The 25,725-nt window shown below is 65.5% G+C and carries 19 protein-coding genes; 3 read left to right on the top strand and 16 right to left on the bottom strand.

Features of this window, described 5'->3' with window-relative positions:
* Positions 1-3 precede the first annotated feature (3 nt).
* Positions 4-1,743 carry a methyl-accepting chemotaxis protein gene (locus A3AS_RS0100735; protein ID WP_018315685.1) on the top strand — a complete coding sequence of 580 codons (1,740 nt, stop codon included), beginning with the start codon at positions 4-6 and terminating at the stop codon, positions 1,741-1,743.
* A gap of 243 nt (positions 1,744-1,986) precedes the next feature.
* On the opposite strand, the gene A3AS_RS0100730 is transcribed toward A3AS_RS0100735, so the two are convergent.
* A complete protein-coding gene (locus tag A3AS_RS0100730; RefSeq protein WP_018315684.1) occupies positions 1,987-2,379 on the bottom strand; it encodes a hypothetical protein in 393 nt (130 codons plus the stop codon).
* 564 nt (positions 2,380-2,943) lie between these two features.
* Here A3AS_RS0100730 and A3AS_RS0100725 point away from each other — a divergent pair.
* Positions 2,944-4,284, top strand: a complete 1,341-nt coding sequence (locus A3AS_RS0100725; protein WP_018315683.1) for an epoxide hydrolase family protein — start codon at positions 2,944-2,946, stop codon at positions 4,282-4,284.
* A 25-nt stretch (positions 4,285-4,309) separates the two neighbouring features.
* Here the strand turns inward: A3AS_RS0100725 and A3AS_RS0100720 are convergent, their stop codons facing one another.
* Both A3AS_RS0100720 and A3AS_RS0100715 read right to left on the bottom strand, forming a co-directional pair.
* Entirely contained in the window at positions 4,310-5,074 is a 765-nt protein-coding gene (locus A3AS_RS0100720; RefSeq protein ID WP_018315682.1) for an SDR family NAD(P)-dependent oxidoreductase, read from the bottom strand.
* 82 nt (positions 5,075-5,156) lie between these two features.
* Positions 5,157-6,173: a zinc-dependent alcohol dehydrogenase family protein gene (locus tag A3AS_RS0100715; protein WP_018315681.1), complete on the bottom strand. Its 1,017-nt coding sequence runs from the start codon at positions 6,171-6,173 to the stop codon at positions 5,157-5,159.
* Between the two features lie 221 nt (positions 6,174-6,394).
* Here A3AS_RS0100715 and A3AS_RS0100710 point away from each other — a divergent pair, with 221 nt between their 5' ends.
* Positions 6,395-7,303: a LysR family transcriptional regulator gene (locus tag A3AS_RS0100710; RefSeq protein WP_018315680.1), complete on the top strand. Its 909-nt coding sequence runs from the start codon at positions 6,395-6,397 to the stop codon at positions 7,301-7,303.
* Positions 7,304-7,368: 65 nt separating this feature from the next.
* Here A3AS_RS0100710 and A3AS_RS0100705 read toward each other — a convergent pair whose 3' ends face one another.
* The 13 genes from A3AS_RS0100705 to A3AS_RS0100645 form a co-directional block, all read right to left on the bottom strand.
* The gene (locus A3AS_RS0100705) at positions 7,369-8,583 is read right to left on the bottom strand and encodes an acyl-CoA dehydrogenase family protein (RefSeq protein WP_018315679.1); all 1,215 of its coding nucleotides are present in this window, start codon (positions 8,581-8,583) and stop codon (positions 7,369-7,371) included.
* 157 nt (positions 8,584-8,740) lie between these two features.
* Positions 8,741-9,952: an ABC transporter substrate-binding protein gene (locus A3AS_RS0100700; RefSeq protein WP_018315678.1), complete on the bottom strand. Its 1,212-nt coding sequence runs from the start codon at positions 9,950-9,952 to the stop codon at positions 8,741-8,743.
* Positions 9,953-10,068: 116 nt separating this feature from the next.
* Positions 10,069-10,644 (bottom strand): HdeD family acid-resistance protein, encoded by a 576-nt coding sequence (locus tag A3AS_RS0100695; RefSeq protein ID WP_026201537.1) that lies wholly within the window; start codon positions 10,642-10,644, stop codon positions 10,069-10,071.
* Between the two features lie 128 nt (positions 10,645-10,772).
* The gene (locus A3AS_RS0100690) at positions 10,773-12,296 is read right to left on the bottom strand and encodes an FAD-dependent oxidoreductase (protein WP_018315676.1); all 1,524 of its coding nucleotides are present in this window, start codon (positions 12,294-12,296) and stop codon (positions 10,773-10,775) included.
* A 27-nt stretch (positions 12,297-12,323) separates the two neighbouring features.
* Complete coding sequence (folE, locus tag A3AS_RS0100685; RefSeq protein ID WP_018315675.1) at positions 12,324-12,950, bottom strand: GTP cyclohydrolase I FolE; 627 nt, start codon at positions 12,948-12,950, stop codon at positions 12,324-12,326.
* A 136-nt stretch (positions 12,951-13,086) separates the two neighbouring features.
* Positions 13,087-13,977, bottom strand: coding sequence for an alpha/beta fold hydrolase (locus A3AS_RS0100680; protein ID WP_018315674.1), 891 nt, complete (start codon positions 13,975-13,977; stop codon positions 13,087-13,089).
* Between the two features lie 114 nt (positions 13,978-14,091).
* Positions 14,092-14,919: a hypothetical protein gene (locus tag A3AS_RS0100675; protein ID WP_018315673.1), complete on the bottom strand. Its 828-nt coding sequence runs from the start codon at positions 14,917-14,919 to the stop codon at positions 14,092-14,094.
* A gap of 214 nt (positions 14,920-15,133) precedes the next feature.
* Positions 15,134-16,012, bottom strand: coding sequence for a transglutaminase family protein (locus A3AS_RS0100670; protein ID WP_018315672.1), 879 nt, complete (start codon positions 16,010-16,012; stop codon positions 15,134-15,136).
* Positions 16,009-18,531, bottom strand: a complete 2,523-nt coding sequence (locus A3AS_RS0100665) for a circularly permuted type 2 ATP-grasp protein (protein ID WP_018315671.1) — start codon at positions 18,529-18,531, stop codon at positions 16,009-16,011. Before A3AS_RS0100665 ends, A3AS_RS0100670 begins: the two co-directional genes overlap by 4 nt.
* Before the next feature lie 27 nt (positions 18,532-18,558).
* Positions 18,559-21,828, bottom strand: a complete 3,270-nt coding sequence (locus tag A3AS_RS0100660) for a DUF2126 domain-containing protein (protein ID WP_018315670.1) — start codon at positions 21,826-21,828, stop codon at positions 18,559-18,561.
* Between the two features lie 321 nt (positions 21,829-22,149).
* Entirely contained in the window at positions 22,150-23,454 is a 1,305-nt protein-coding gene (locus A3AS_RS0100655) for a methyl-accepting chemotaxis protein (protein ID WP_026201536.1), read from the bottom strand.
* Positions 23,432-23,950, bottom strand: a complete 519-nt coding sequence (locus tag A3AS_RS0100650; RefSeq protein ID WP_049814751.1) for a PAS domain-containing protein — start codon at positions 23,948-23,950, stop codon at positions 23,432-23,434. The genes A3AS_RS0100655 and A3AS_RS0100650 overlap by 23 nt, the downstream gene beginning before the upstream one ends.
* 230 nt (positions 23,951-24,180) lie before the next feature.
* A complete protein-coding gene (locus A3AS_RS0100645) occupies positions 24,181-25,704 on the bottom strand; it encodes a UxaA family hydrolase (RefSeq protein WP_018315668.1) in 1,524 nt (507 codons plus the stop codon).
* Positions 25,705-25,725 lie beyond the last annotated feature (21 nt).

The raw sequence follows: 25,725 nt of genomic DNA, 5'->3' as shown, positions 1-25,725 counted from the left end.
ACCATGACATCAGACGAATCTGGGAATGCCGCCAAGCTGGCCGGCCGTTTCACGCTTGCCAACAAGCTTTATGCGATCTTCGCGCTGTTCGCGCTGCTGACGGCGGCGATCGCGATGCTGTCCGACTACAACAGCCGCCGCGGCGCCGACCTGACCAGCGCGATCGAGACGGCGAACGCCGCCGCGCTGAACGTCGAGCGCGTCAACTCGCTGGTCTATGCGGTCGTGATGGAATCGCGCGGCGTCTACATGTCGACCGAGCCCGCCGTGGTGAAGAAATATGGCGAGGGCCTGCTCAAGTTCAACGCCCAGATCCTCGATGTCGTGAAGCGCTGGGAGACCATCGTCAAAGCCGACGATGCCGAGCAGTTCGCCACCTTCAAGAAGCGCATCGAGCAGTTCGTCGAGTTTCGCAAGGAGCTGGTGCGCCGCGGCGTCGAGATCAATGCGGCGGCCGGCCGCGAATGGGGCGACAACGACGCCAACCGGACCGTGCGTTCGGCGCTGAACAAGGATCTCGAGGCGCTGTCCAAGGTCTATGCCGAGCGCGCCAAGCAGATCGCGCAGCAGACCGAGACCAATCGCGAATTGTCCTTCGTGCTGACCTGCCTCGGCGGCGTGGCGCTGGCCCTGGTCGTGATTGGCATCGTCATCATCGCCCGCTCGGTCGCCCGGCCGCTCGCCGCGATCACCGCGACCATCAAGCAGGTCGCCGACGGCACCGAGAATGTCGTGGTGCCGCACTCCGACCGCGCCGACGAGATCGGCGCGCTGGCGCGCGCGATCCAGGTCTTCCAGGAGGCCATGGGCCGCAACCGCAACCTCGCCTCGCAGGTCTCGCAGGGCGCTGCCGCGCGCGAGGAGCGCGCCCGGCACATCGAACAATCCGTCGAGGAGTTCCGCGGCGCCATCGGCGCCATCATGCGCGGCCTCAGCGACAACGCCTCGGTCATGCGCGAGACCGCGCAGACCATCACGCGCGTCACCGCGGATGCCTCTAGCCGCGCCGGCACGGCGGCGAACGCCACCGAGCAGGCCTCGCACAACGTCACGGCGGTGGCGGGCGCGGCCGAGGAGCTGTCGGCCTCGGTCGTGGAGATCGGCCGCCAGGTGCGGCAGAGCGCCGGCGCGGTCGAGCAGACCGGCCAGCGCACCGAGAAATCGATCTCCGAGATCGAGAGCCTCGCCGCGGCCACGCAGCGCATCGACGGCGTGCTCAATCTGATCCAGGCGATCGCCGAGCAGACCAACCTGCTGGCGCTCAACGCGACCATCGAGGCCGCCCGCGCAGGCGACGCCGGCCGCGGCTTTGCCGTGGTCGCTCATGAAGTGAAAGCGCTCGCCGGCCAGACCGCCAAGGCCACCGCCGAGATCAGCGAGAACGTCTCGATGATCCAGGCCTCGACCCGCAACGCGGTCGACGCCGTGCGCGAGATCGGCGGCGCGGTGCGCGAGATCAACGAGGTCACCTCCGCAATCGCCGGCGCCATCGGTCAGCAGGACGCCGCCACGCGCGAGATCTCGTCCAACGCGCAAAGCGCCGCACAAGGCAACGAGACGCTGGTCGCCAACATCACCTCGCTGCGAGACGCCATCGGCGAGACCGATACCGCCGCATCCTCGGTGCTGACGGCGGCGGGCAGCCTGACCGAGACCGCAGAGACGCTGTCGCGCGAGGTTGAGACGTTCTTCCAGAACTTGCGCGCGGGGTCGGCGGACGGCCGCATCGCCAAGGCGGGATAACGGCGCGTCCACCGCTGCAGCGCCTTCGGTGGGGTCGCTCCGACAAAAAACTGAAAAACAACCCCATGCACAGTAGCCGGGGGCAGCTGAATCAATGACTTAGCTGCCGGCGCGAAACAATTCTGATTTTTCGAAATAGATTTGACTCGTCGGACAAGACACCGGCATGATGTCATCATGTCGATGGCGGTCTGCTCGGGATCCTAGTCGCCCCACCCGGGGGGCGTCCCGTTCGCCGCGCCCTCAGGCGCGCCGGACGTAACCATTGAAGCTGAGGAAAGCACCTATGGCGCCAGTTATCAGCGCTACCACGACGGTAGCGGCCCGGCCGCTGTAGACGGTCGAACCGATCGCCACCGCGACCTGCGGCAAGACGATACGCATGATGCCGCCGAGGGTCATCAGCCAGCCCATTACTGTGATGATCGAGCGCCAGTCCGCCTGCCATCTATTGTGCAGATTGATGATCGCGAGGCCCGCAAGCAACGACAGCAAGCCGGACAGATAGAACAGGATGCCCGTGTGGAGCGCCTCCACGATCATGCTTTGGTACATGCCGAGGTTGATCAGTATGCCGAGCGCGATCGCGACAAATGTTGGCCCCATCAGCCTGGCGAGAAATAGCGAGCGGTCCATGGTGCGTCTCCGCCGCGCGAGCTGCCCGTCCAAGGGACAATTCGATCATCGGGCAGGCGCGCTATGCGGCAATTCATTGTTGCCAAGTATCGGCTGGCCTGGTGCTCGGTCCAGTGGCGGATGCGGCCTTGCGAGGCCCATCGTACCAGGCGGCGTCTCGTTGCTCGCCGTCCTTGTGTCGACCCGATCGAGCGTCGTGACGAACGCCGCGAGTATTGCGACGATCACCGCAGCAGCGAAAAGGACGACTGAGGTGCGGTGGCTATTCCACTCGTTACTCATGAGGGGCCTCCACAACTAACAGAAACGTAATACGACTGGGATGGTTCCCAGCGCCGCTACCGCCGGGTGCCGCCGTTATCCCGGTCCGCCCTGCCCTTGTGAGCGGACATGGACAGCCATGCTGCACTTGTCTCGCTTCGCTACGCCGAGCGTTCGCGACAGCTCACAGCATTTAACAACGCCTAACGAGCCATTGGCGAGCTTCCAGGCCATGTTGCAGGGACAGACGAAGGACTGTCCTGCCCCGCAGGCACCGATCGCCCGAAGCCAGGAGGCCATCCCATGCCGGTATCATCCAATTCGTCATCCGATTCCGGGATCATCATTAACAGAGATCGGCGCGCGCTTCTGAGCACCGCCGTGCTTGGAATTGCAGCAGCGATTTCCGCGAGCGTGTTTCCCGCGCACAAAGCATCGGCTGCCGGCGAGAGCGCAATTCGCCCCTTCCGGATCGATGTCCCCGAGGCCGATCTCGTCGAGCTTCGACGTCGTGTGCTGGCGACACGATGGCCTGACCGCGAGACGGTTTCCGATCAGTCGCAGGGGATCCCCTTGGCGAAGCTCCAGCCGCTGATGCACTATTGGGCGACGGCGTACGACTGGCGGAAGATCGAGGCCAGGATGAACGGGCTTCCGCAATTCATCACCGCTATCGACGGGATCGACATTCATTTCATTCACGTGCGCTCCAGGCACCCCAACGCGCTCCCTGTCATCATCACCCACGGCTGGCCGGGATCGGTTTTCGAGCAGCTCAAGGTGATCGATCCGCTCACGGATCCAACGGCCCATGGCGGGCGGCCTGAAGACGCGTTCGACGTGGTGATCCCCTCGATGCCTGGCTACGGGTTCTCAGGCAAGCCGCTCGATACCGGCTGGGGTCCTGAGCGCACCGCGCGCATCTGGGCAGAACTCATGAAGCGACTGGGTTACACCCATTACGTCGCCCAGGGCGGCGACTGGGGTTCGCCCGTCTCCAGCGCGATGGCGCGGCTGGCGCCGGCAGGCCTGCTCGGCATTCACATCAATTTGCCGGCGATCGTGCCGCCCGAAATCGCCGCGATCCTCGCCGCCGGCGGGTCTGCCCCGGCGGGCCTGTCCGAGAAGGAGCGCACGGCGTTTGACGCATTCAGCGCGGCGGCCAGGATGGGCAACCGGTCGTATGCGGTGATGATGGGAACAAGGCCGCAGACGATCGGCTACGGCTTGACGGATTCTCCCGTGGGACTGGCGGCCTGGATGCTCGGTCATCCAGGCTTCTCGCATTGGAATTACGATGGCACCGACCCCGAGAAGTCCCGCGACGAGGTGCTGGACGACATCACGCTCTACTGGCTGACAAACAGCGCGGTTTCATCGGCGCGACTTTACTGGGAATACAGCGGGCGCAGTCCCGCTCTCGCCGCCCCCGAGAAGACCGCGGAGATCTCGCTCCCGGTGGCCATCACCGTCTTTCCCGGCGAGAGCTATCAAGCCCCGGAGACGTGGGCCCGGCGCGCCTATCGCAACCTCACCTACTTCCATGAGGTCGACAAAGGCGGTCATTTTGCTGCCTGGGAGCAGCCCGAGCTTTTTTCCGCGGAGCTACGCGCCGCGTTCAAACCGCTTCGGCCCGCAATCTGACGCACTCGGCGGCTCGACATGTGGATCAACGCATGACGAAGCCGCCGTCCACCGAGATGGACTGGCCGGTCACATAGCTCGCAGCATCGCTGCATAGCCACAGAACTGCATTTGCGATTTCCTCGGGACGTCCGACCCGCCCCATCGGGATGCTTTTTTCCATGGCCTTGAGCGCATCGCCTTGCCCGTCGGCCACCATCCGGTCCACCATCGGCGTCCATATCAATCCCGGGCAAATGGCATTGACGCGGATACCACGCGTTCCATATTCGAGCGCCGCGCTCTTGGTGAACCCAAGGATACCATGCTTGGCGGCGTGATAGATCCCGCGTTCCGCACCACCGACAAGGCCGCCGAGAGACGAGCAATTGACGATGGCGCCGCTGCCCTGCTTGCGAATCTGCTGCAATTCGAACTTCATGCAGCTCCATATGCCCTGCAGATTGATCCCCATGACACGGTCATAATCCTCGCGAGTGGTGTCGGCTGTCTCCGCGAGCACATTCTGGACGCCGGCGTTGTTGTAGGCGGCATCGAGTCGACCGAAAGTCTCGACCGTCCTTGAGACCATGGCTTCGACCTCGGCATCATCGGCCACATTGCAACGAATGCCGATCGCCTTGTGACCTCGAGCATTGAGTTCGTCGGCGGCAGCGCGCGCCGCATTCTCGTTCCAGTCGGCTAGTGCGACAGACGCCCCCGATTCCGCAAAAGCTTTCGCGGCGGCGAGGCCGAGACCGGAAGCTGCGCCGGTCACCAAGGCGACCTTGCCTTCGAATGAAATGTTCATGTCGATCTCCTTTTGGACTCGTCGGGCTGCCGATCGGGAGCCTGCAAGAGCCGCTCCCGACAGACAGCACCCTGCTCCGCGGTCACACCGTCAGCAGCGTCTTGATCGCGCGGCGCTGGTCCATCGCCTTGTAGCCCTCGGCGACCTGATCGATCGGCAGCGTGAGATCGAACACCCTGCCCGGCTGTATGCGTCCATTGAGGACGCGGTCCATGAGATCGGGCAAGAACCGCCGCACCGGGGCAGGACCGCCCATCATGCGCCGCTGGCCGAAGAACAGGGCCTGGCCGTCAAAAGTCACACCATGGGGAACACCGACATAGCCGATGCTGCCGCCGGGACGCGCGCATTCGAGGGCTTGCGACATCGCTTCCTGCGTACCGACGCATTCGAGCACCGAATCGGCGCCGACGCCCCGGGTCAGGTCCTTGACGCGCGCGATGCCTTCTGCGCCGCGTTCCATGACGATATCGGTCGCGCCGAACGCTTTGGCCAGATCCTGCCGCGTCTTGTGGCGGCTCATGGCGATGATGCGCGAGGCGCCCATCTCTTTCGCCGCAAGCACGCCCATGAGGCCGACCGCGCCGTCACCGACCACCGCGACCACGGAGCCCTGCTTCACATTCGCAGCGTCGGCCGCGTACCAGCCGGTCCCGAGCACGTCGGAGGTCGCGAGCAGATGCGGGATGAGATCGCTGCCCGGCACCTCCCTGGTCGCGACGAGCGTGCCATCCGCAAGGGGGACACGGGCGTAAGGCGCCTGCGCGCCCGACATGAACTCGCGCTTTTCGCACGACGATTGAAAGCCGAACTTGCAATGCGGGCAAGTATTGTCCGACAGGCAGAACGAGCCGACGACGAACTGGCCGGGCCTGACGGTCCGCACCGCACTGCCGATCTCGACGACCACGCCGCAATATTCGTGACCCATATGCGCAGGGCCGTCATTCGGCTGCAGGCCGCGATATGGCCAGAGATCGGAGCCGCAGATGCATGTCGCCGACAGCTTGATGATGGCGTCGGTCGGGTGGACGATTTTGGGATCGTCGACGGTTTCGTAACGGACATCGCCGGGTCCGTAGAGGATTGTCGCTTTCATTGCTTTTTTCCTTCGAGTCACAAAGCCGGACTCCGCCGACACACAAGCGGCGCATCGCGTCGAGACACCAAGCAACAGCGCGAAGACCGCGATCCACGCGGCTGCGGGGTACGAAGCCCCAGCCCGCGCGTTTACGACAACATCTAGGGTCCCGGGCGGCGGCCGATTAGTCGATATAATTTGCTTGCATTAATCGATGTGGGCCATGAATAGTGGCGGCCATGGCAAGCCAGGATTTCAACGATTTGCTGGCTTTCGTGGCCGTCGCCCGCGAGCGCAGCTTCACGAAGGCCGCCGCGAAACTGGGCGTGGTGCAATCGACGCTCAGCCATACGATCAAGCGCCTGGAATCGCAGATGGGGCTGCGGCTGCTCACGCGCACGACCCGAAGCGTCGGCCTGACCGAGGCGGGCGAGCGCCTTCAAAAATCAGTTGCGCCGCGCATCGAAGAGATCGAGCGCGATATCGCCGCGCTGATGTCGCTGCGTGACAAGCCGTCGGGCACGATCCGGATCACGCTCTCGGACCATGCGCTGGACACGGTCGTCTGGCCGAAGCTGTCGCCTGTCTTGGAAAAATACCCCGACCTCAAGGTCGAGTTCAGCCTGGACACCGCCTTCCGCAACATCGTCGAAGACGGTTTCGATGCGGGCATCCGCCTCGGCGAAAGCATCGAGAAGGACATGATCGCGGTGCGCATCGGTCCGGACTGGCGGCTCGTCGCGGTCGCCTCGCCTGCCTATCTGAAGGAGCATCCGAAACCAAGACATCCGCAAGACCTGCTGAAGCACGTCTGCATCAAGCGGCGCGCGGCCGCCGGCGGCCATTACGTGTGGGAGTTCGCCAGGAACGGTCCCGACCTGCGGGTACGCGTCGAGGGACAACTGACCTTCAACGATTCCCGGGCGATGATCGACGCCGCCATCAAAGGTTTCGGCATCGCCTATGTCCCCGAGGACATGGTGACACGACACGTCCGTTCCGGTGAGCTCGTCATCGTGCTCGACGACTGGTCGCCGAAATTCGACGGCTACTATATCTATTATCCGACCTCGCGGCAGAACTCGGCTGCATTCAAGGTGATCGTCGACGCACTCCGCCATCACGAAGCGCGAGGAAGACGTGGCTAGTTTGCCTCGCCGCCGCGCTTGACATAGCGCGAAGCCGCACATCAACGAAATCAAGCGCTGGTGCTCTATCCCATCACCCCGCCGCGCTTGATCAGCTCCTTGCCGACCGCGGCGAGATGCACCTGGTCCGGCCCGTCCCCAATGCGGATGAAGCGGGCGTAGACGTAAGCACGCGCCAGGAACGTATCCTGCGAGACGCCGGCGGCGCCGTGGATCTGGATGGCGCGGTCGATGACGCGGGCGGCCATGCTGGGCACCACGATCTTGGCCGCGGCGATCAGGTCGCGCGCGGCCTTGTTGCCTTCGCGGTCCATCTTGTCGGCAGCTTGCAGCGTCAGGAGCCGCGCCTGCGCGATCTCGCAGAACGAGTTTGCGATGTCCTCGCGCACCGAGCCCTGCTCGGCGAGCGGCCTGCCGAAGGCCACGCGGGAGACTGATCGCTGGCACATCAATTCGAGCGCACGCTGGGCGCAGCCGATCAGCCGCATGCAATGATGGATGCGGCCGGGGCCGAGCCGTCCCTGCGCGATCTCGAAGCCGCGGCCCTCGCCGAGCAGGATGTTCTCCACGGGCACGCGGACGTTCTCGTAGACGATCTCGGGATGACCGCTAGGGGCGTCGTCATAGCCATAGGTCAACATGTCGCGCACGATGCGCACGCCCGGCGTGTTCCTGGGCACCAGGATCATGGATTGCTGGCGGTGGCGGTCGGGATCGTCGGGCGCGGTCTTGCCCATCACGATCAGGATCTCGCAATCCTCGTTCATCGCACCCGATGTGAACCATTTGCGGCCGTTGATGACGTAGTCATCCCCGTCGCGCTTGATGGCGCACTGGATGTTGGTGGCGTCGCTGGAGGCGACCTGCGGCTCGGTCATCGAGAAGCCCGAGCGGATGCGCCCCTCCAGCAGCGGCTTCAGCCAGCGCTCCTGCTGTGCAGGCGTGCCGTAATTCGCGAGCACCTCCATGTTGCCGACATCGGGCGCCGAGCAGTTGAAGATTTCGGGCGCCCAGAGGATGCGGCCCATGATCTCCTTCACCGGCGCATAGTCGAGATTGGAGAGACCGGGGCCGTGCTCGCCGGAGAGAAACAGGTTCCAGAGCCCCTGCTCCCGCGCCAGCCGCTTCAGCTCCTGCAGCACAGCCGGCGTCTTGTAGCGCGCGGCCTCCGGCTTGACCTGCTCGTAATAGAGCTCCTCGACCGGCTCGACATGCGTCCGCATGAACTGGCGGACGCGCTCCTGGAGCTCCAGCGAACGGGCGGAGTGTTGGAAGTCCATTGGAGTTTCCTATTCGCTTCGTCAAGGTTCCGTGTCGTAGGGTGGGCAAAGGCGCACTTGCGCCGTGCCCACCACCTGTCTCGGTCGCAAAAATTGCGTGGGCACGCTTCGCTTTGCCCACCCTACAATTCCGAGATCGCGGAGAGGGCCCTGCCCCTCACGTCCCCTTCAAGAGTTCGCTCGCGACCACCCAGTCGTTGCCGTCGAACTGCAGCATATAGCCATCCTTGATCGGGCGGAAATCCTGCGGGGTGGTGTTCAGCGTGATGCCGGGCATCAGCAGCGACAACGGCACGCTCTTCAGGTTCGCCGCCTGCGCCATGATGTTCTCGCGCGTCAGATTGTCCTTGCACTGCTTCAGCAGCACCACCAGCGCCTCGGCGACGGTGTAGCCGTAGAGGCCGGCGACGTTGTTGACGTCGGCATTGGGCAGGCGCTTCTTCATGAAATCGATATAGGCCGTCATCGCCGGATCGTTCTTCGGCGCTTCGACGAACGGCTTGAGCGCGCCGAGCGAGAGCACGCCTTTGCCGGCCTCGAGGCCCGCAGGGACCATCACGGTCGCCTTGTTGGCGCAGCCGCTAGCGAGGAAGCGCGTCGGCTGCCAGCCGACCTCGTGGGCCTTGCGGATCGCCTGCGCGCAGGCGCGCGGCGTCACCGAATAGATCATGAAGACGTCGGCCTTGGTGTTCGCCAGGGTCAGCACCTGGGAATCGACGGTGGGATCGGCGACCTCGAAGCTCGAGGCCATCGCGATCGCCTTGTCGGCGTCAGCGCCGAGCGCCTCCTTGACGCCGCGTAGATATTCCTTGCCGGCATCGTCGTTCTGATAGAGCACGGCGAAGCGCGCATTCGGGTTCTTGGCGCGGGCATAGGCGACGTCGATCGCAGCCTCGCTGGTGTAGTTCGGCGCCCAGGGCAGCGCCATCGACCAGGGCATGTTGGCCGGATCGTTCCACTTCGAGGCCGAGCTGATCAGGAACAGCTGCGGCACCTTGTTGCTGTTGAGATATTTTGCGATCGCCGAGCTTGGCGCCGTGCCCATGGTGGCGAAGATGAAGGCGACGCCGTCACCTTCGACCAGCCGCCGCGCCGCCTCCATGGTCTTGGGCGGCGAGAACGCGTCGTCCAGCGAGATCAAATTGAGCTTGCGGCCGGCAACCCCGCCCTTCTCGTTGACCTCGTCGAAATAGGCCGCAATGACCCTGCCCGTGATGCTGAGGGGCGAAGCCGGCCCGCTATAGGGCATGGTGTTGCCGATCTTGATCTCGGTGTCGCTGACGCCGGGACCGTAGGATTTTTGCGCGGAGACGGATGTGGACAGGCAGGCGGCAGCGAGCGCTGCGGCCAGGGCCAAGGCGGCTTTCATGGTTTCTCCCCAGTGCTCATCGTCCGCGCGAGGCGGCCGCGCGGCGTGCTGCTTTTTGCCAGCGCGTCAGATCAGCGGAGTTCCGCAAGATGGTCTTGCGTCGAGTTGCTGATGGCTTAGCCGCGCCGCTTCAGGCTGAAGCCCAGGCTGATCCAGCCCGCTCCCGCCATGATCAAATCGATGCCGAGGAACAGACCGAGGATGTAGACGCTGTTCACCGGCCAGCGTGCGACGATCAGCAGGCCAAGCAGCAGCGTGATGACGGCCGACAGCGCCACCCAGACCCACGGGCTCTCGCGCTTCATGCTGAAGGCGAGAAACAGCCTGACGGCGCCCGAGGCGATCAGCGAGGCGCCGAGAAACAACGTCAGCAGGACCGCCGCGAACAGCGGATTCTCGAAGGTCAGGAAGCCCGCGATCACGTAGAGCACGCCGAGCAAGGCCCAGATCAGGAACTTGCCCCAGCTCTTCATCTGGAACGCGCCGATGATCTCGGTGACGCCCGCGACGATCATCATGGCGCCGACCACGATGACGCTCGCCACCGTCGCCATCACCATGCTGCCGAGTGCAATGAACCCGGCGATGAGATAGACGACGCCGAGCGCGACGATCCAGCCCCATTTGGCATGCAGCGCCGCGATGCCGGAGCCGAGACTTGGGTGATGTGACGTGTCCGAAGCACTGGTCATGACGGCCACTCCTGCTTGCGTAGCCCGGGGGCACGCGCCAGAATAGCACGCGCCGTGCCGGGACGACAGCCAGCAGAACACCCGTACCGGCAGTAACATTGACGCAAATCAAGATCGGCTGCGGCGCATCAGCCGCGGGACCGCTCCATCTCGAGCTCGGCCTTGAGGTTGTCGAGATCGCGGTAGATCGACGCAACCGCCAGCACGCGGCCGTCCTTGCGGTACTTCAACAGGCAGTCCTTGCCTCCGATGCTGCCGTCGATCGCGATCTCGTCAAAGCTCTCGGCGTGGCCGACATAGTTGATCGGCACGTCATAGTGTTGCGACCAGAAGAACGGCACCGCGTCGAAGCGCTCGCGCTTGCCGAGCATGTTGCGCGCCGCGGTCTGGCCCTGGCGTTCGGCAACGACCCAATGTTCGACGCGGATGGTTTGCCGGGAATGCGGATCGGGCCAGCGCGCGATGTCGCCGGCCGCGAAAATGCCGGCGACACTGGTTTCGAGATATTCGCTCACGCTGACACCGCGATCCGCCGCAAGGCCGGCGTGCTCGGCCAGCGCAAGGCGCGGCTTGACGCCGATGCCGACCACGACGAGGTCGGCTTCGATGACAGCTCCGCTCTTTAGCGTGGCGCGGGTGCCGTCGAGCTTTTCGACCGTGTCTTTGAGGTGAAAGATCACGCCGTTCTCTTCATGGAGCGACCGGACGAAGTCGCCCATCTCCGAGCCGAGCACCTTCTGCATCGGCCGCTCTTCCGGCGCGACGACGTGCACCTCGATCTTGCGCGCCCGCAGGGACGCCGCGACTTCGAGGCCGATGAAACTGGCGCCGATGACCAAAGCGCGCCTGGCACTCCCCGCGGCCTTGATGATGGCGCGGCTGTCGGCGACGGAGCGCAAGGTGTGGACATGCGGCTGGTCGGCGCCCGGGATCTGCAGTTTGACCGGCTCGGCGCCGGTCGCGAGCAGCAGCCGGTCGAACGGAAGCCTGTCGCCATTGCCGAGCGTGACGTTGCGCGTCTTCGCATCGATGGCGGAGACGCCGGTGTTGAGCCTGAGATCGATGCCCGCGTCCTGATAATAGTCCTCGCCCCGCAGCGGCAGCCAATCCTCCGGTGCGCTGCCCGCGAGATAATCCTTGGAGAGGTTGGGCCGGTCGACCGGCATCGCGCCGTCATCGCTGAGCATGGTGATGGCGCCGGCAAAGCCCTCGCGCCGGAGCGTCTCGGCGGCCGCGAAGCCGGCTGCACCGCCGCCGACGATGACGAATTTCTCCGGCGTCGGCGCGTTGCGATGAGCGATCGACGGCTTCGGCGCCTCGCGCTTGCGCTGAACGATGATGTTGTCCCGATCGCGCGCGACCTCCCACACCGCCAGCGCGTTCAGCGCCGGCGGGCGGGTGGCTTCGCCGGTGCGCAAGGAGAAGCAGGCATGATGCCAGGGACAGCGGATGGTGTCGCCCACCACCAGGCCCTCGGCGAGCGGCCCGTGGTAATGGCTGCAGGCCGGCTCGATCGCAAAAATCTCGCTGCCGGCCTGCACCAGCAGGACGTCTTCCTCGCCGACATGACCGAGCAGTCTGCCATCCCTGAACGCGGTCAGCGACACGCCTTTGCTCAGGTCGGGTCCGCTCGGCTTGTTGTTCTCGGTCATGGCGCCGTCTCCTTGAGCAGCCGCGGATCAATCGTCTGAATTGGCGAGCCCCAACAGCTCCTGGCGCGTCAGCGCATTGTCGCGGAACACGCCCAGCATGCGGCTGGTGACGAGATCGGTCCCGGGCTTGTGCGCGCCGCGCGTGGTCATGCAGTGATGCGTCGCCTTGATGATGACGCCGACGCCTTCAGGCTTGAGCACGTCGTTGATGGTATTGGCGATCTGCGCGGTCATCTTCTCCTGGATCTGGAGGCGCTTGGCGTAGATGTCCACCACGCGCGCAAGCTTGCTGATGCCGACGACACGGCCCTGCGGGATATAGGCGACCCAGGCGCGGCCGACGATCGGCGCCATGTGGTGCTCGCAATGGCTCTCGAAGCGAACGCCGCGCAGGACGATCATCTCGTCATAGCCTTCGATCTCCTCGAAGGTCTTTTGCAGGATTTCCGTCGGGTCCTGCGCATAGCCGGAAAAATACTCCTCGAAGGCACGTGCGACCCGGTCCGGCGTCTCACGCAGACCGTCGCGCGCGGGATCGTCGCCGGCCCAGCGGATCATGGTGCGGATCGCCTGCTCGACCTCGAGCCTGTCAGGCCGTTCGACCGGCGCCTGCGCCACCGCGACACGTTCCAGCTTGCGCACTTGTGACTTCATCGAGATCCTCCCCTGCAACGAGCCGCATATAGAAGCGGCTCCTCAGCTTGGACGGCTGCAATCGCAAAAGGTTCCCAGGATCAGGAAAAATCGGAGGGACGGCAGACAAGCCAGCCGGCCGGACGAGAAACGAGCTTTATGAGGCCGCTTTCCGGACCTCGACCACCGCCTGCGCCCATTCGGCCGGCCGCTCCTGCGGCAGATTATGGCCGGCATCGGTGAAGACGCGCCGCTCGAATGGACCCTCGAACTTGCTGGCGTGATGGGCGGTGCCGGGATTGACGCCGTCGCTGTCGCCGTCGATCGCAATCGTCGGGACGCGGATCGGCGGCTGGTCTGCGAGCTTCGCCTCGATCGCGACATAAGCAGGATCGCCCGCGACCAGCGCATAGCGGTGGCGGTAGGAGTGGATCACGACGTCGACGAAGTCAGGATTGTCGAACGACACCGCGCTCTGCTCGAACGTCGTGTCGTCGAACGCCCATTTCGGCGACCACATCGCCCAGAGCTGGCGGGCAAAGCCACGCCGGTTGCGCTCCAGCGCGCGGCGGCCGCGCTCATTGTGGAAGAGATATTGATACCAGAGCGCGGCTTCCTCCGGCGGCGAGGCCGGCTCCATGGAACGGGCGATGTTCTGGATGTTGTAGGAATTGCCGGAGACAAGGGCGATCACGCGCTCCGGATAGAGCGCCGAGACCACGCAGGCCGCGCGCCCGCCCCAGTCATAGCCGCCGACGACGGCACGCTCGATATGAAGCGCGTTCATGAAGGCCAGAAGATCGGCACCGAGCGCCGCCTGCTCGCCGGAGCGCGGCGTATCCGGGAAGCGAAACCGCGTCGGTCCGTAGCCGCGCAGCCAGGGCACCAGCACGCGCGCGCCGGCCTCGGCAATGATCGGCGCGGTCTCGGCATAGGCGTTCACGTCATAGGGAAAGCCGTGGCCCAGGATGCAGGGCCAGCCGTCAGGTGCGCCGTATTCGCGATAGGCGATGTCGAGGACGTCCGTGGTGATCGTTTTTTGTCGCATGGTTGTTTCACGGCGTTGGGGATTTCGTAGCCCGGATGGAGCGCAGCGCAATCCGGGAACGCCAGCATGCGCGAATGCAGGATGTCGCTGCGCTCCATCCGGGCTACAACAGGTCTACCGCTGCGGCCCGGACAGCGAGATGTCGCGCTCGGCGCGGAAGACGTTGCTGTAGAGATTGGCGATCCATTGCCGGCCGATCTCGGTCTTGTTGAGGTAACCGATCTCGGTCTGGATGTGCGGTGCGACGCTGTTCCAATAGAATTGTGGATAGCGGTTCACGATGTCGGCCGGTGAATCGTAGCCGAGCTGGCGATTGATGCCGACCTCCTCGAATTCGTAATAGAGCGCGTTGGCCTTGCGCAGATAATTGGGATCGCCGAGCTGGCCGATGAAATCGGCGGCGCGCAGGATCGAGGCATCGACGTCATACTCGTGGCCTTCCTGGGCCGGAAAGCGCGTTCCCTCGATAGCGCGGGCGATGCGTTCAGGATCGAGACCCGGAATGTGCTGCAGACGCCGCAAGACATAGAGCTTCGAGCGGTCGACATGATACATCATCAAGCTGGCGTCCGACGCACCGCGCGGCAACGAGATCTTGGTGTCGGCGGCATCGATGACGAAGCCGTCGATGTCATCCTCCTCAAACAGGCCGCGAACATAGCCGATATCGTGGGCGAGGCAGGCGATCAGGACATGGACGTAGTCCTCGGCCGTCAGGTGAGTATGGAGATTTCGGCCACTGAGGATCGAATGGCCCGCCAGCGTCACCAGCATCGTATGTTCGATATTGTGGTAAAGTGCATCGCTGTTACCGATGCATTCCATCGCGGTGCGGGTTGCGCTCTCGACCATGCTTGCAGCGGTCTCGCCGTACCGACGCCGCATAAACGTACCCAGCAGCTTCTCCAGGGATTCAGCCGCCAGTCTCGGCAACGTCATCATGGATGCAGCCCCGCGTGCCGGTGGTGTCCCATGTCAGCTCCCGAAGTCTCGTTCTTGTCCTCGACGCAACGACCCAGCATAGACCATCTTGGGCCGAGTGACCAAACCCCCGGGAACGCGATTACGGAAATATGTTACCGTTGTGCTATGCAAGATCGCGGTTGCGGTGAAGGTGCGGCACGCCCGGGTGGCGAGCCCGGCCGACGAGGCGCGTTTATTCCACCATCACCACGTCCACGGCGACGCCGAGCTTCTGCTTGGGTGAGCCGACGATGATGCCGTCGACCGGCGAGACATCGGAAAAGTCGCGTCCGACCGCAAGCACGATATGGTCGTTGGCAATCAAGAGATCGTTGGTCGGGTCGAAATCGACCCAGCCAAGCTCCGCCCCGCACCACAGCGACACCCAGGCATGGGTGGCATCGGCGCCTTGCAGGCGGGCCTGCCCCGGCGGCGGAATGGTGCGCAAGTAGCCGCTGACATAGGCCGCCGGCAGACCGAGCCCGCGCAGCCCTGCGATCATCACATGGGCAAAATCCTGGCAGACGCCGTGCCGCTTGTCGAAGACCTCGTTCAGCGGCGTCGAGATCACCGTCGCCTTGGGGTCGTAGCGAAACTCGGTGCGAATGCGATGCATGAGATCGACCGCACCCTCGAGGATGCCCGCGCCCGGCGCAAAGCTCATCCCCGCATAGGCGCTGACCGGACGCAGCACCGGCACCAGCGGGCTCGCGAAGACATAACCGACCGGCGAGGATGGCCCGAGGCTGGTCGCCTCGAAGGCGATGTCGCGGATGCTCTCCCAGCTCGGACTGTCGGCATCGCGCGCCGGCGGCTTACGTGACACGGAGACACGCGAGCGCGAGTCGATCCGCAAATTGCGATGCGCCGCTTCGATCACGATGCTTTCGGTCAGCGTGCCAAAGAAGTCGCGCCGGACGTTGCGCTCGGCGGGGCGCGGGCGGATCTCGACCTTGTGCGAGATCAGCTCCTGGCCGCCACCGCTCCTCGGCTCCAGACGCAGCGTGCAGCGCGCGAAGCTGACCGGATTCTCGTACTCGTAGGTGGTGACGTGACGGATGTCGTAGATCACGCCAGCCCCGTCAGCTTTTCCGGCCGGGCGGCATTGGGGCCGTGCGGGAAGTAGTGCTGACCGATCGCATCGGCGAGGCTGAGCAGGTCCTGCTCCAGTGCGAACAGTGTCTTGACCTCGAGCTTCTCGGCCTCCGCGGTCGCCAGCATCGCCTGCATCGCCACCGCAAGGCGCTGCGGCTTCTCGATCAGGCCGTGCTCCTTCAGGCTGGGCAGCGCGGCGATGTGCTCGTTCAGCGTCGTCACCTGGAACGCCACCGAACGCGGATTGTAGCCGTCGAGCACGGCAAGGTCGCGCACCGGCGCCAGGATCGGCGCCAGCAGATAGCGCGAGCGATAGGTGATCTGGCAATCCACCAGCGTCAGCAGGATGTCGAGATCCTCGTCGCCGGCCTCGTCATAGGCGAACTGGCGGGTGAAGCGCGTGGTGTTGATGGCACGCTCGGTGCGGCGGCCGATGTCGAGAAAGCGCCAGCCGGCGGCGCGGTTCATGTTCTCCTGCGCCAACCCTGCGAGGCTGGCGAGCTCCTGCAAGGTCAGCTCGGCCGCGCTCAGCACGCTGTCGTCGCCTTCGACCTGGTAGGCCAGGCGCTCGGCCATCTCGGTGATGACCTGCCAGGCATCGGGCGACAGCCGCTCGCGCAAGGAGGTCGCCGTGCGCTGCGCCGCGCGCACCAGCGACAGCGCCGAGCCGAAACGTTCCGCGCTCTGCAACGCTTCGGCGGTGATCCGCCCGGGCGCGGCGCGCGAAGTCTGCGAGATCGCGCCCCAGGCCACCAGCAGGCGCTGGATGCGTTCGCCCGACTGCAGCGAGGCCGCGGTGCCCTTGTTGGGCCCGCTCGGCGAGCCCAAAGCGCGCACCAGCCGCAGCGTCGCCTCGGCGCGTTCGAGATAGCGGCCGAGCCAGAACAGATTGTCGGCGGCGCGGCTCGGCAGCACGCCGGCGATGCGGCGGATGCGGACCTTGTCGGTCGCCGGCAGCAGCGTCGCGGTCGAGACCTGCTTGTCGGAGACCACCCAGACGTCGGCGGCGCGCGCACCGTCGCCCATCGACACCGCGCGCGCATCCGGCTGCTCGGCGATCCGGCAGAAGCCGCCGGGCATGATGGCCCAGCCGTCGGGCGTGGCGGCTGCGAACACGCGCAGCACGAACGGACGCGGCGTGATCTGGCCCTGCTCCCACACCGGCATGGTCGACAGCCGCACCACCTCCTGGCCGACATAATCCATGCCGCGCGCGGCGATGGCGTCGATCAGGCGCTGGCGGTCGCTCGCATCCAGCTCGTTCGCGAGCACCGGTCCCGCGCTGTCGAAACCGGGCACGCCGCGCCGATAGGCGCCTTCGATCGCGACCTCGTCGAGCCGCGCCAGCACCTCCTCGCGCGCGCTGCGCTGGCCGCACCACCAGGTCGCGATATGCGGCATCTTCAGCTCTTCGCCAAGCAGGCGGCGGCTGAGCGCCGGCAGGAAGCCGAGCAGCGCCCGCGCCTCCAGCACGCCCGAGCCCGGCATGTTGGCGACGACGACGCCGTCCTTGCGCAGCACGTCGATCAGGCCGGGCACACCGAGATGCGAGGAGGCATCGAGCTCGAGCGGATCGAGCGAATTGGAATCGACCCGGCGGAGCAGCACGTCGAGCCGCTTCAGCCCGGCGACCGTGCGGATGTGGATGCGGTTGTCGCTGACGGCGAGATCGTCGCCCTCGACCAGCAGGAAGCCGAGATAGCGCGCCAGCGTCGCGTGCTCGAAATAGGTCTCGCTGAAGCTGCCCGGGGTGAGCACGCCGATCCTGGGCTCGTCGCGGTCGGCACGCGCGCGCAGGCTGTCGCGGAACGCCTCGAAGAACGGCGCGACGCGCGGCACGTTCATCGACTTGTAGAGGTCGGAGAAGGCGCGCGAGAGCACCAGGCGATTCTCCAGCGCGTAGCCCGCGCCCGACGGCGCCTGGGTGCGGTCGCCGAGCACCCACCAGCGGCCGTCGGGGCCGCGGCCGACATCAGCAGCATAGATCGACAGGTAGCGCCCGCCCGGCGGCGGCACGCCGCAGACGGGACGCAGATATTCGGGACTGCCGGCGATCGCGGCCGCGGGCAGCGCGCCTTCCGCAACGAGGCGGCCCTCGCCATAGATGTCGCGCAGCACCAGCTCGAGCAGCTCGGCACGCTGGGTGATGCCGGCGCAAAGCTGCTGCCAGTCGGCCTCGTCGATCAGGAGCGGCAGATGGCTGATCGACCACGGCCGGTCGGCGCTGTCGCCGGGCGCACGGTAGGTGACGCCGGCCTCGCGCAGATGGCGGTCGGCCATGCCGAAGCGACGCTCGATCTCGTCGGGCGCGAGCGCCCCGAAGGCATCGAAGAAGCGGCTCCAGACCGCGCGCGGGGCGCCGTCTGGCCCCAGGAACTCGTCGGGAATGCCGGGCAGGCGGCGATAGTCGCGGACCCATTGGGCAAGGCGGCGCTGGCCTTCACGCTGGCCTTGCGCCCTACCCGCCTTGTCCTGCTCGGCTGCGCCCTCGCTCATGCGCCTCTCCCTGCCCCACCATCATACTCATTGCAGGAGCGGGGTCCGCAAGTCGAGGGTCAGCGGAAACTCATTTGTGCGTTCCTCGGGCGGTGGCTGGACCGGCCCCGGCGTATGGCCGTGGTCCTGGAAGCGCGCCAGCCGCCGCGCCTCGGCCTCATAGGTGTTGACCGGCTTGGTGTCGTAGCTGCGGCCGCCGGGATGGGCGACGTGGTAAACGCAGCCACCGAGGGAGCGGCCATTCCAGGTATCAATGAGATCAAAGGTCAGGGGCGCATGCACCGGGATGGTCGGGTGCAGGCCGGAGGCCGGCTGCCAGGCCTTGAAGCGGACGCCGGCCACGGCCTCAGCCGAGCGGCCGGTCGCGGTCATCGGCAGGCGGCGGCCGTTGCAGGTGACGATGTGGCGGCCCTCGACAAAACCCTCCGCCTTGACCTGAAGCCGCTCGACCGATGAATCGACATAGCGCACGGTGCCGCCGGCCGAGCCCTCCTCGCCCAGCACGTGCCAGGGCTCCAGCGCCTGGCGTAGCTCCAGCGTCACGCCGCCATGATGGACGCGGCCGAAAGCGGGGAAGCGGAATTCGAGCTGGGCCAGATACCATTCCGGCTCGAACGGATAGCCTGATTGCTTCAGCTCAGTGAGAACGTCGAGAAAATCCTCCCAGATGAAATGCGGCAGCATGAAGCGGTCGTGCAGCGCCGTGCCCCAGCGCACGAACTTGCCGGCCTGCGGCTCGCGCCAGAACTTTGCGATCAACGCGCGGATCAAGAGCTGCTGCGCCAGCGACATGCGCGGATCGGGCGGCATTTCGAGCGCGCGGAATTCGACGAGGCCGAGCCGGCCGGTCGAGCCCTCCGGGGAATAGAGCTTGTCGATGCAGATCTCGGCGCGGTGGGTATTGCCGGTGATGTCGACGAGCAGATGCCGGAACAGCCGGTCGACCAGCCACAGCGGCGTCTGGTAGCCCGGCGGCGGCACGTGCGAGAGCGCGATTTCGAGCTCGTAGATGCTGTCGTGGCGGGCTTCGTCGATGCGCGGCGCCTGGCTGGTCGGGCCGATGAACAGGCCGGAGAAGAAATAGGACAGCGACGGATGCCGCTGCCAGTACAAGACCAGACTCTTGAGCAGGTCGGGCCGGCGCAGGAACGGCGAGTCCTGCGGCGAGGAGCCGCCGACAACGACGTGGTTGCCGCCGCCGGTGCCGGTGTGGCGGCCGTCGACCAGGAAGCGGTTGGCGCCGAGGCGAACTTTCCCGGCGTCCTCATAGAGGCCGGCGGTGATGTCGACCGCCTCGCGCCAGCTCTTCGCCGGCTGGATGTTGATCTCGATGACACCGGGATCCGGCGTCACCTTGATGACCTCGATGCGCGGATCGAACGGCGGCGGATAGCCCTCGACATGGACGGGGAGCTGCATCTCCTCGGCCGTGGCTTCGAGCGCCGCGATCAGCTCGAGATAGTCTTCGATGCGCTCGACCGGCGGCATGAAGGCGCAGAGCACGCCATCGCGGATCTCGACCGACATCGCGGTGCGGACCGGGACCGACGTGTTGAGCTGCTCCGGCGCGATCCGCGGCGGCGACTGCGGGCGCGCCGCAAGCGTGAACACCGGGAGCTTGCCCCGCGGCTCCATCGGGTCCTGCTCGACGATGTACGGATATTGGTTCGGCGGGACGTGGCCCAGCGAGCCGATCGGCAAGCGCAGGCCGAGCGGGGAATCGCCGGGCATCAGGAACAGGTGATTGCGCCGGAGAGCCCAACGCTCGCTGCGCCAGCGCGGCGGCGCGTTCCAGCGCTGCACCGGCAGCACGAAGCCGCGCGGCGTGTTGAGGCCCTCGTCGAACACCCGCGCCATCCGCGCGCGCGCTTCCGGATCGGACAATTTGGAGTCGGAGGGATCGACGTTGACGGGGAGCTCGGCTTCCTTCTGGAGCCAGTAGGCGGTGTCCTCGTAAGCCGGGATGATGTAGCCGGGATCGAGCCCGAGCCGCGCCACCGTGCCCTCCATGAAGGCCTCGGCATCCTTCGTCTCGGCGCGCCGCGGATTCCCGATCCTGGCGATGAGGTCGGCATTCTTCCAGATCGGCACCCCGTCCTTGCGCCAGTACAGGCCAAACGCCCAGCGCGGCAGGCTCTCGCCCGGATACCATTTGCCCTGGCCATAATGCAGCAGGCCGCCGGACGCGAAGCGCGTGCGCAGGCGGCGGATCAAATCGTCGCCCAGCGCGCGCTTGGTCGGGCCGACGGCCTCCGTATTCCACTCCGCAGCTTCGAGATCGTCGACCGAGACGAAGGTGGGCTCGCCGCCCATGGTGAGCCGCACGTCCTGCGCGGCGAGATCGCCGTCGACCTGCTCGCCGAGATCGTTGAGTCGCGCCCAGGATTCGTCGGAGAACGGCTTGGTGATGCGCGGCGCCTCGCGGATGCGGCGGACGCTCATATCGAAGGCGAACTCGACCTCGGCAAAGCCGGCGCTGCCGGAAATCGGCGCAGCCGAGCGATAATGCGGCGTGGCGGCGACCGGGATGTGGCCCCCGCCCGCGAGCATGCCGGAGGTCGCGTCGAAACCGATCCAGCCGGCGCCGGGCAGATAGACCTCGGCCCAGGCGTGCAGGTCGGTGAAGTCGTTCTCCACTTCCGGCGGTCCCTCGATCGGATCGATGTCGGGACGGATCTGGATGAGGTAGCCGGAGACGAAGCGCGCGGCGAGCCCGAGATGACGGAAGGTCTGGATCAGGAGCCAGGCGGAGTCGCGGCACGACCCGGCACCCGAGGCGAGCGTCTCCTCCGGCGTCTGCACGCCGGGCTCCATGCGGATGATGTAGCGGATCTTCTTCTGAAGCTCGCGATTGAGCTCAACCAGGAAGTTGACGGTGTTCGGAGCGTCCTGCGGGATCGTATCGAGATATTTCGCAAACAGGCGATCGGGCTTGATGGTCTCCAGATAAGGCGCCAGTTCGGTCTTCAGGCCGTTCGGATAGTCGAACGGAAAACTGTCGGCATAGGGTTCGACGAAGAAGTCGAACGGGTTGACCACGGTCATCTGCGCCGTGAAGTCGACCTCGATCTTCAATTCGGTCGTCTTCTCCGGGAAGACGTAGCGGGCGAGCCAGTTGCCCTGCGGATCCTGCTGCCAGTTCACGAAATGGTTGGATGGCGTGACCTTGAGCGAATAGCTCATGATCGGTGTGCGCGTATGCGGCGCCGGCCGCAGGCGGATGGTCTGCGGGCCGACATCGATCGGGCGATCGTATTTGTAGTGCGTGACGTGGTGTAATGCGACGTAGATCGACACGGGGTGCGATGCTCCAGCAGCTTTTTTGAGCAGAACACCTGAGGTGGACGCGATCAAGCACTAACAACGGGCAGCGAGTGCCTAGGTAACGTGCGGGCTACGCGGACAGTATCGTAGGGTGGGCAAAGCGACTTGTCCGCCGTAGCTCGAAGAGCGAAGGCGGAAGCGTGCCCACGACCTGCGTTTGATTGGTGAGAATTCGTGGGCACGGCGCGCAAGTGCGCGCCTTTGCCCACCCTACGGTTCTGCCTTTGGTGATGGGTCCCGGACCGGTGCGCGCTTCAGGGCGCGCCTGGGACGACAGCGGTGAGCGGCGCAGCCCTACGCCGCCGACGTCAGCCGCTGCAGGAACTGCGTCACTTCGCGCCTGAGTGTCTCGACTTCGCCGTGGACGCGTTCGGAGGCGCTGTTGACGCGGGCAGCGACGCGGCCGGTGTCGGCAGCGGCTTCGCTGATGCCTGACACGTTGGAGGACACCTGCGAGGTGCCGACCGATGCTTCCTGGACGTTGCGGGCGATCTCGCGGGTCGCGGAGCCCTGCTGCTCGATCGAGGCGGCGATGCTGGCGGTGATGCCGTCGATCTCCGCGATGGTCTGCGCGATCGCCTCGACGGCCGCGACCGAATTGGTGGTCGATTGCTGCATCTCGCCGACCTTGGCGCTGATCTCCTCGGTCGCCTTGGCGGTCTGGTTGGCGAGGCTCTTGACCTCGGAGGCCACGACGGCGAAGCCGCGGCCGGCCTCGCCTGCCCGCGCCGCCTCGATCGTGGCGTTGAGCGCCAGCAGGTTAGTCTGCTCGGCAATTTCGCTGATCAGCTTGACGACGTCGCCGATCCGCAGCGCCGCATCCGCGAGGCTACGAATCTCGCTGCCGGCACGATTGGCTTCGTCGACGGCGCGGCCGGTGCTCGTGGTCGAGCCGGCCACCTGGCGGCTGATCTCTGCGATCGAGGATGCGAGCTGTTCCGCGGCGCTCGCCACCGTCGCAACGTTGCTCGAGGCCTGACCGGACGCACTGCGCATGCCGGAGGTCTGGCGGTTCGTCGTCTCCGCCGCCGCCGCCATCTGGCCGGCATCGGCTTCGAGGTCGGTCGCGGCGCTCATCAGGCTGCCCGCAACTTCGTCGAGATGCGTGCCGAACTGCTTTGCAAGGCCGGCGATCTCGACCACGCGGCGGCCGAGGCCGTCGGTGCCGGCATTGATGACGGTTGCCGAGCGGCGGAACGAGCCGGGCAATCCGCGCGCGAGGATCTTGCGGAAATACTTGCCGCGGCTGGCATAGTCCATCGATGCCGAAGCCTCGCGCACGAAGGCATCAGTGATGTCGAGCATGTCGTTGACCGACTTCTGGATGGCGCCGATCCGCCCGGCCTGGCGCTCGCTCAGGATCCGCGCTTCGAGATCGCCGCGCGCCGCCTTTCGGCAGACATCGGCGACCTCATCGACTGCCACCGCCGTGCGGTGCTGACACCAGACGGCGTAGCCGAGCAGCAGGATCGCCGCCCCGAGCGGCGCTGCGCTGACGATTCCGGTCCAGCCGAGCAGCGAGGCGACGAACGCGATGGTGGCGAGAAGGCACGCGACTGCGGTCGCTCCCTGCGCCTTAGAGAGAGAGCACAAATTCATCGTAACCGACACCGTTTTGCTTGAGCAGACCGACCATCATTTCGAAGCTCGCACGCATGCCGTCCTTGGCATTGGCGTGGCGCGCCTCTTCCGCGCAGAGCGCTTTGTAGATCGGCTTGATGCGCTCGACCGGCGCCGGATCGGGCCTGCGTCGATTGGAGTGATAGCCGATGATGTTGCCGTGATCGTCGAGCGTCGGGGTGACATGGGCGAACACCCAATAATGGCTGCCATCTCCCGCGAGATTGACGACGTAGGCGAAGATTTCCTGCTTGGCCTGGAGCGTATCCCACAGCAGCTTGAAGACGCAGCGTGGCATATCGGGATGGCGGATCAGGCTGTGGGGCGCACCCATCAGCTGCTTCCAGGGGTATTTCGCCATGCGGAGAAAGACGTCATTGGCGTAGGTGATGCGGCCTTTGAGATCGGTCTTCGATACAATCAGCTCCTCCTCACCGAGGAGATTTTCCACCCCAGTAGGACGTATCGCTTGCATCGGTTCGATCCTCAAAAGGCCGGCCCCACCACGCTGTGGAACGCATCATCCGCCTGTCTAGGACAACATTGTTAATCAGGTGTAAGCCGCAAATCCCCGGCGAGAGGAGCGTGCCTCCGTATCACTACGTAGCGAACGATCGGTGCATTTCGCGCGACCACACGCGCTGCCCATCGCCCGCGCGTTACCCCCAATGACACGCAATTGCATCTATGCTGCGCGACGCGCGACTACATCGTCGCGCCGAGCACCCAGGGCGCGAACTCGGCGCCGCCAAAATCGAAGCTCTCGCTCTTGGTCGGCTGGCCGGAGGCGGTCTTCAGAATGAGCTCGAAGATGCGCTGGCCGCATTGCTCGACGCTCTCCTCGCCTTCGAGGATGGTGCCGCAATTGACGTCCATGTCCTCTTCCATGCGCTTGTACATGGGCGTGTTGGTGGCGAGCTTTATCGAGGGCGCCGGCTTGCAGCCGAACACGCTGCCACGTCCCGTGGTGAAGCAGACGAGATTGGCACCGCCCGCGACCTGCCCGGTTGCCGCAACAGGGTCGTAGCCGGGCGTGTCCATGAAGACGAAACCCTTCTTGGTGATGGGCTCGGCGTAACGCAGTACCTCGACGAGGTTGGTGGTGCCGGCCTTCGCCATCGCGCCGAGCGATTTTTCAAGAATGGTGGTGAGGCCGCCGGCCTTGTTGCCGGGGCTCGGATTGGCGTTCATCTCGGCGCCTTCGCGCTCCGTGTACTCGTCCCACCAGCGCATCAGGTCGACCAGCTTCTCGCCGACCTCGCGGCTGACGGCGCGGCGCGTCAAGAGATGCTCGGCGCCGTAAGTCTCCGGCGTCTCCGACAGGATCACGGTGCCGCCATGGCGCACGATGAGATCGCTGGCCGCACCGAGCGCGGGATTGGCCGACACGCCGGAATAGCCGTCCGAGCCGCCGCATTGCAGGGCGACGGTGAGCTCGCTCGCCGGCACCGTCTCGCGCTTGACCTTGTTGGCGTCAGCCAGCGCTTCGCGCACGAAGGCGATGCCCGCCTCCACCGTCTTGCGGGTACCGCCGACCTCCTGGATGTCCATCGCGCGCAGGCGTCCAGCGAGCTTCTGCTCCTCCATCAGGCCGCCAATCTGGTTCACCTCGCAGCCGAGGCCGAGCACGATGACGTGGGAGAAATTGACGTGGCGCGCATAGCCGCCGAGCGTGCGGCGGAGCAGCGCCAAGGGCTCGTTCTGCGTCATGCCGCAGCCGGTCTTGTGGGTCAGCGCGACCACACCGTCGACATTGGGGAAATCGGCCAACGGATTGTCGCCGGTGAAGGGATTCTTCTTGAAGACGTCGGCGACGAGGCCTGCGACATGCGCGCTGCAATTCACCGAGGTGAGGATGCCGATGTAGTTGCGCGTGGCGACGCGGCCGTCCGGACGGCGGATGCCTTCGAAGGTCGCCGGCAGGTCGAAATTCGGCGTCGGCTTGACGTCGGCGCAATAGGCATAGTCTTTTGAGAAGTCGCCCATGCCGATATTCTGCACGTGCACGTGCTGGCCCGGCGAGATCGGAATGGTCGCAAAGCCGATGATCTGGCCGTAGCGGATGACAGGCTCGCCCACAGCGATCGGCTTGATCGCGACCTTGTGGCCGGAGGGAATGCGCTCGACCGTGGTCACGCCGTCAGCAACAACAGTGCCGGGCGGCAGGCTGGCGCGCGCGATCAGCACGCCATCATCGGGATGCAGGCGGATGACGGGGCTGATGGTCATGGCAGGTCTCCTTTAGCGAAT

This window comes from Bradyrhizobium sp. WSM2793, from assembly GCF_000379585.1.
Taxonomy (GTDB): Bacteria; Pseudomonadota; Alphaproteobacteria; order Rhizobiales; family Xanthobacteraceae; genus Bradyrhizobium.
The sequence above is the reverse complement of the archived record's forward strand: the minus strand, read 5'-3'. Positions and strand labels throughout refer to the sequence as shown.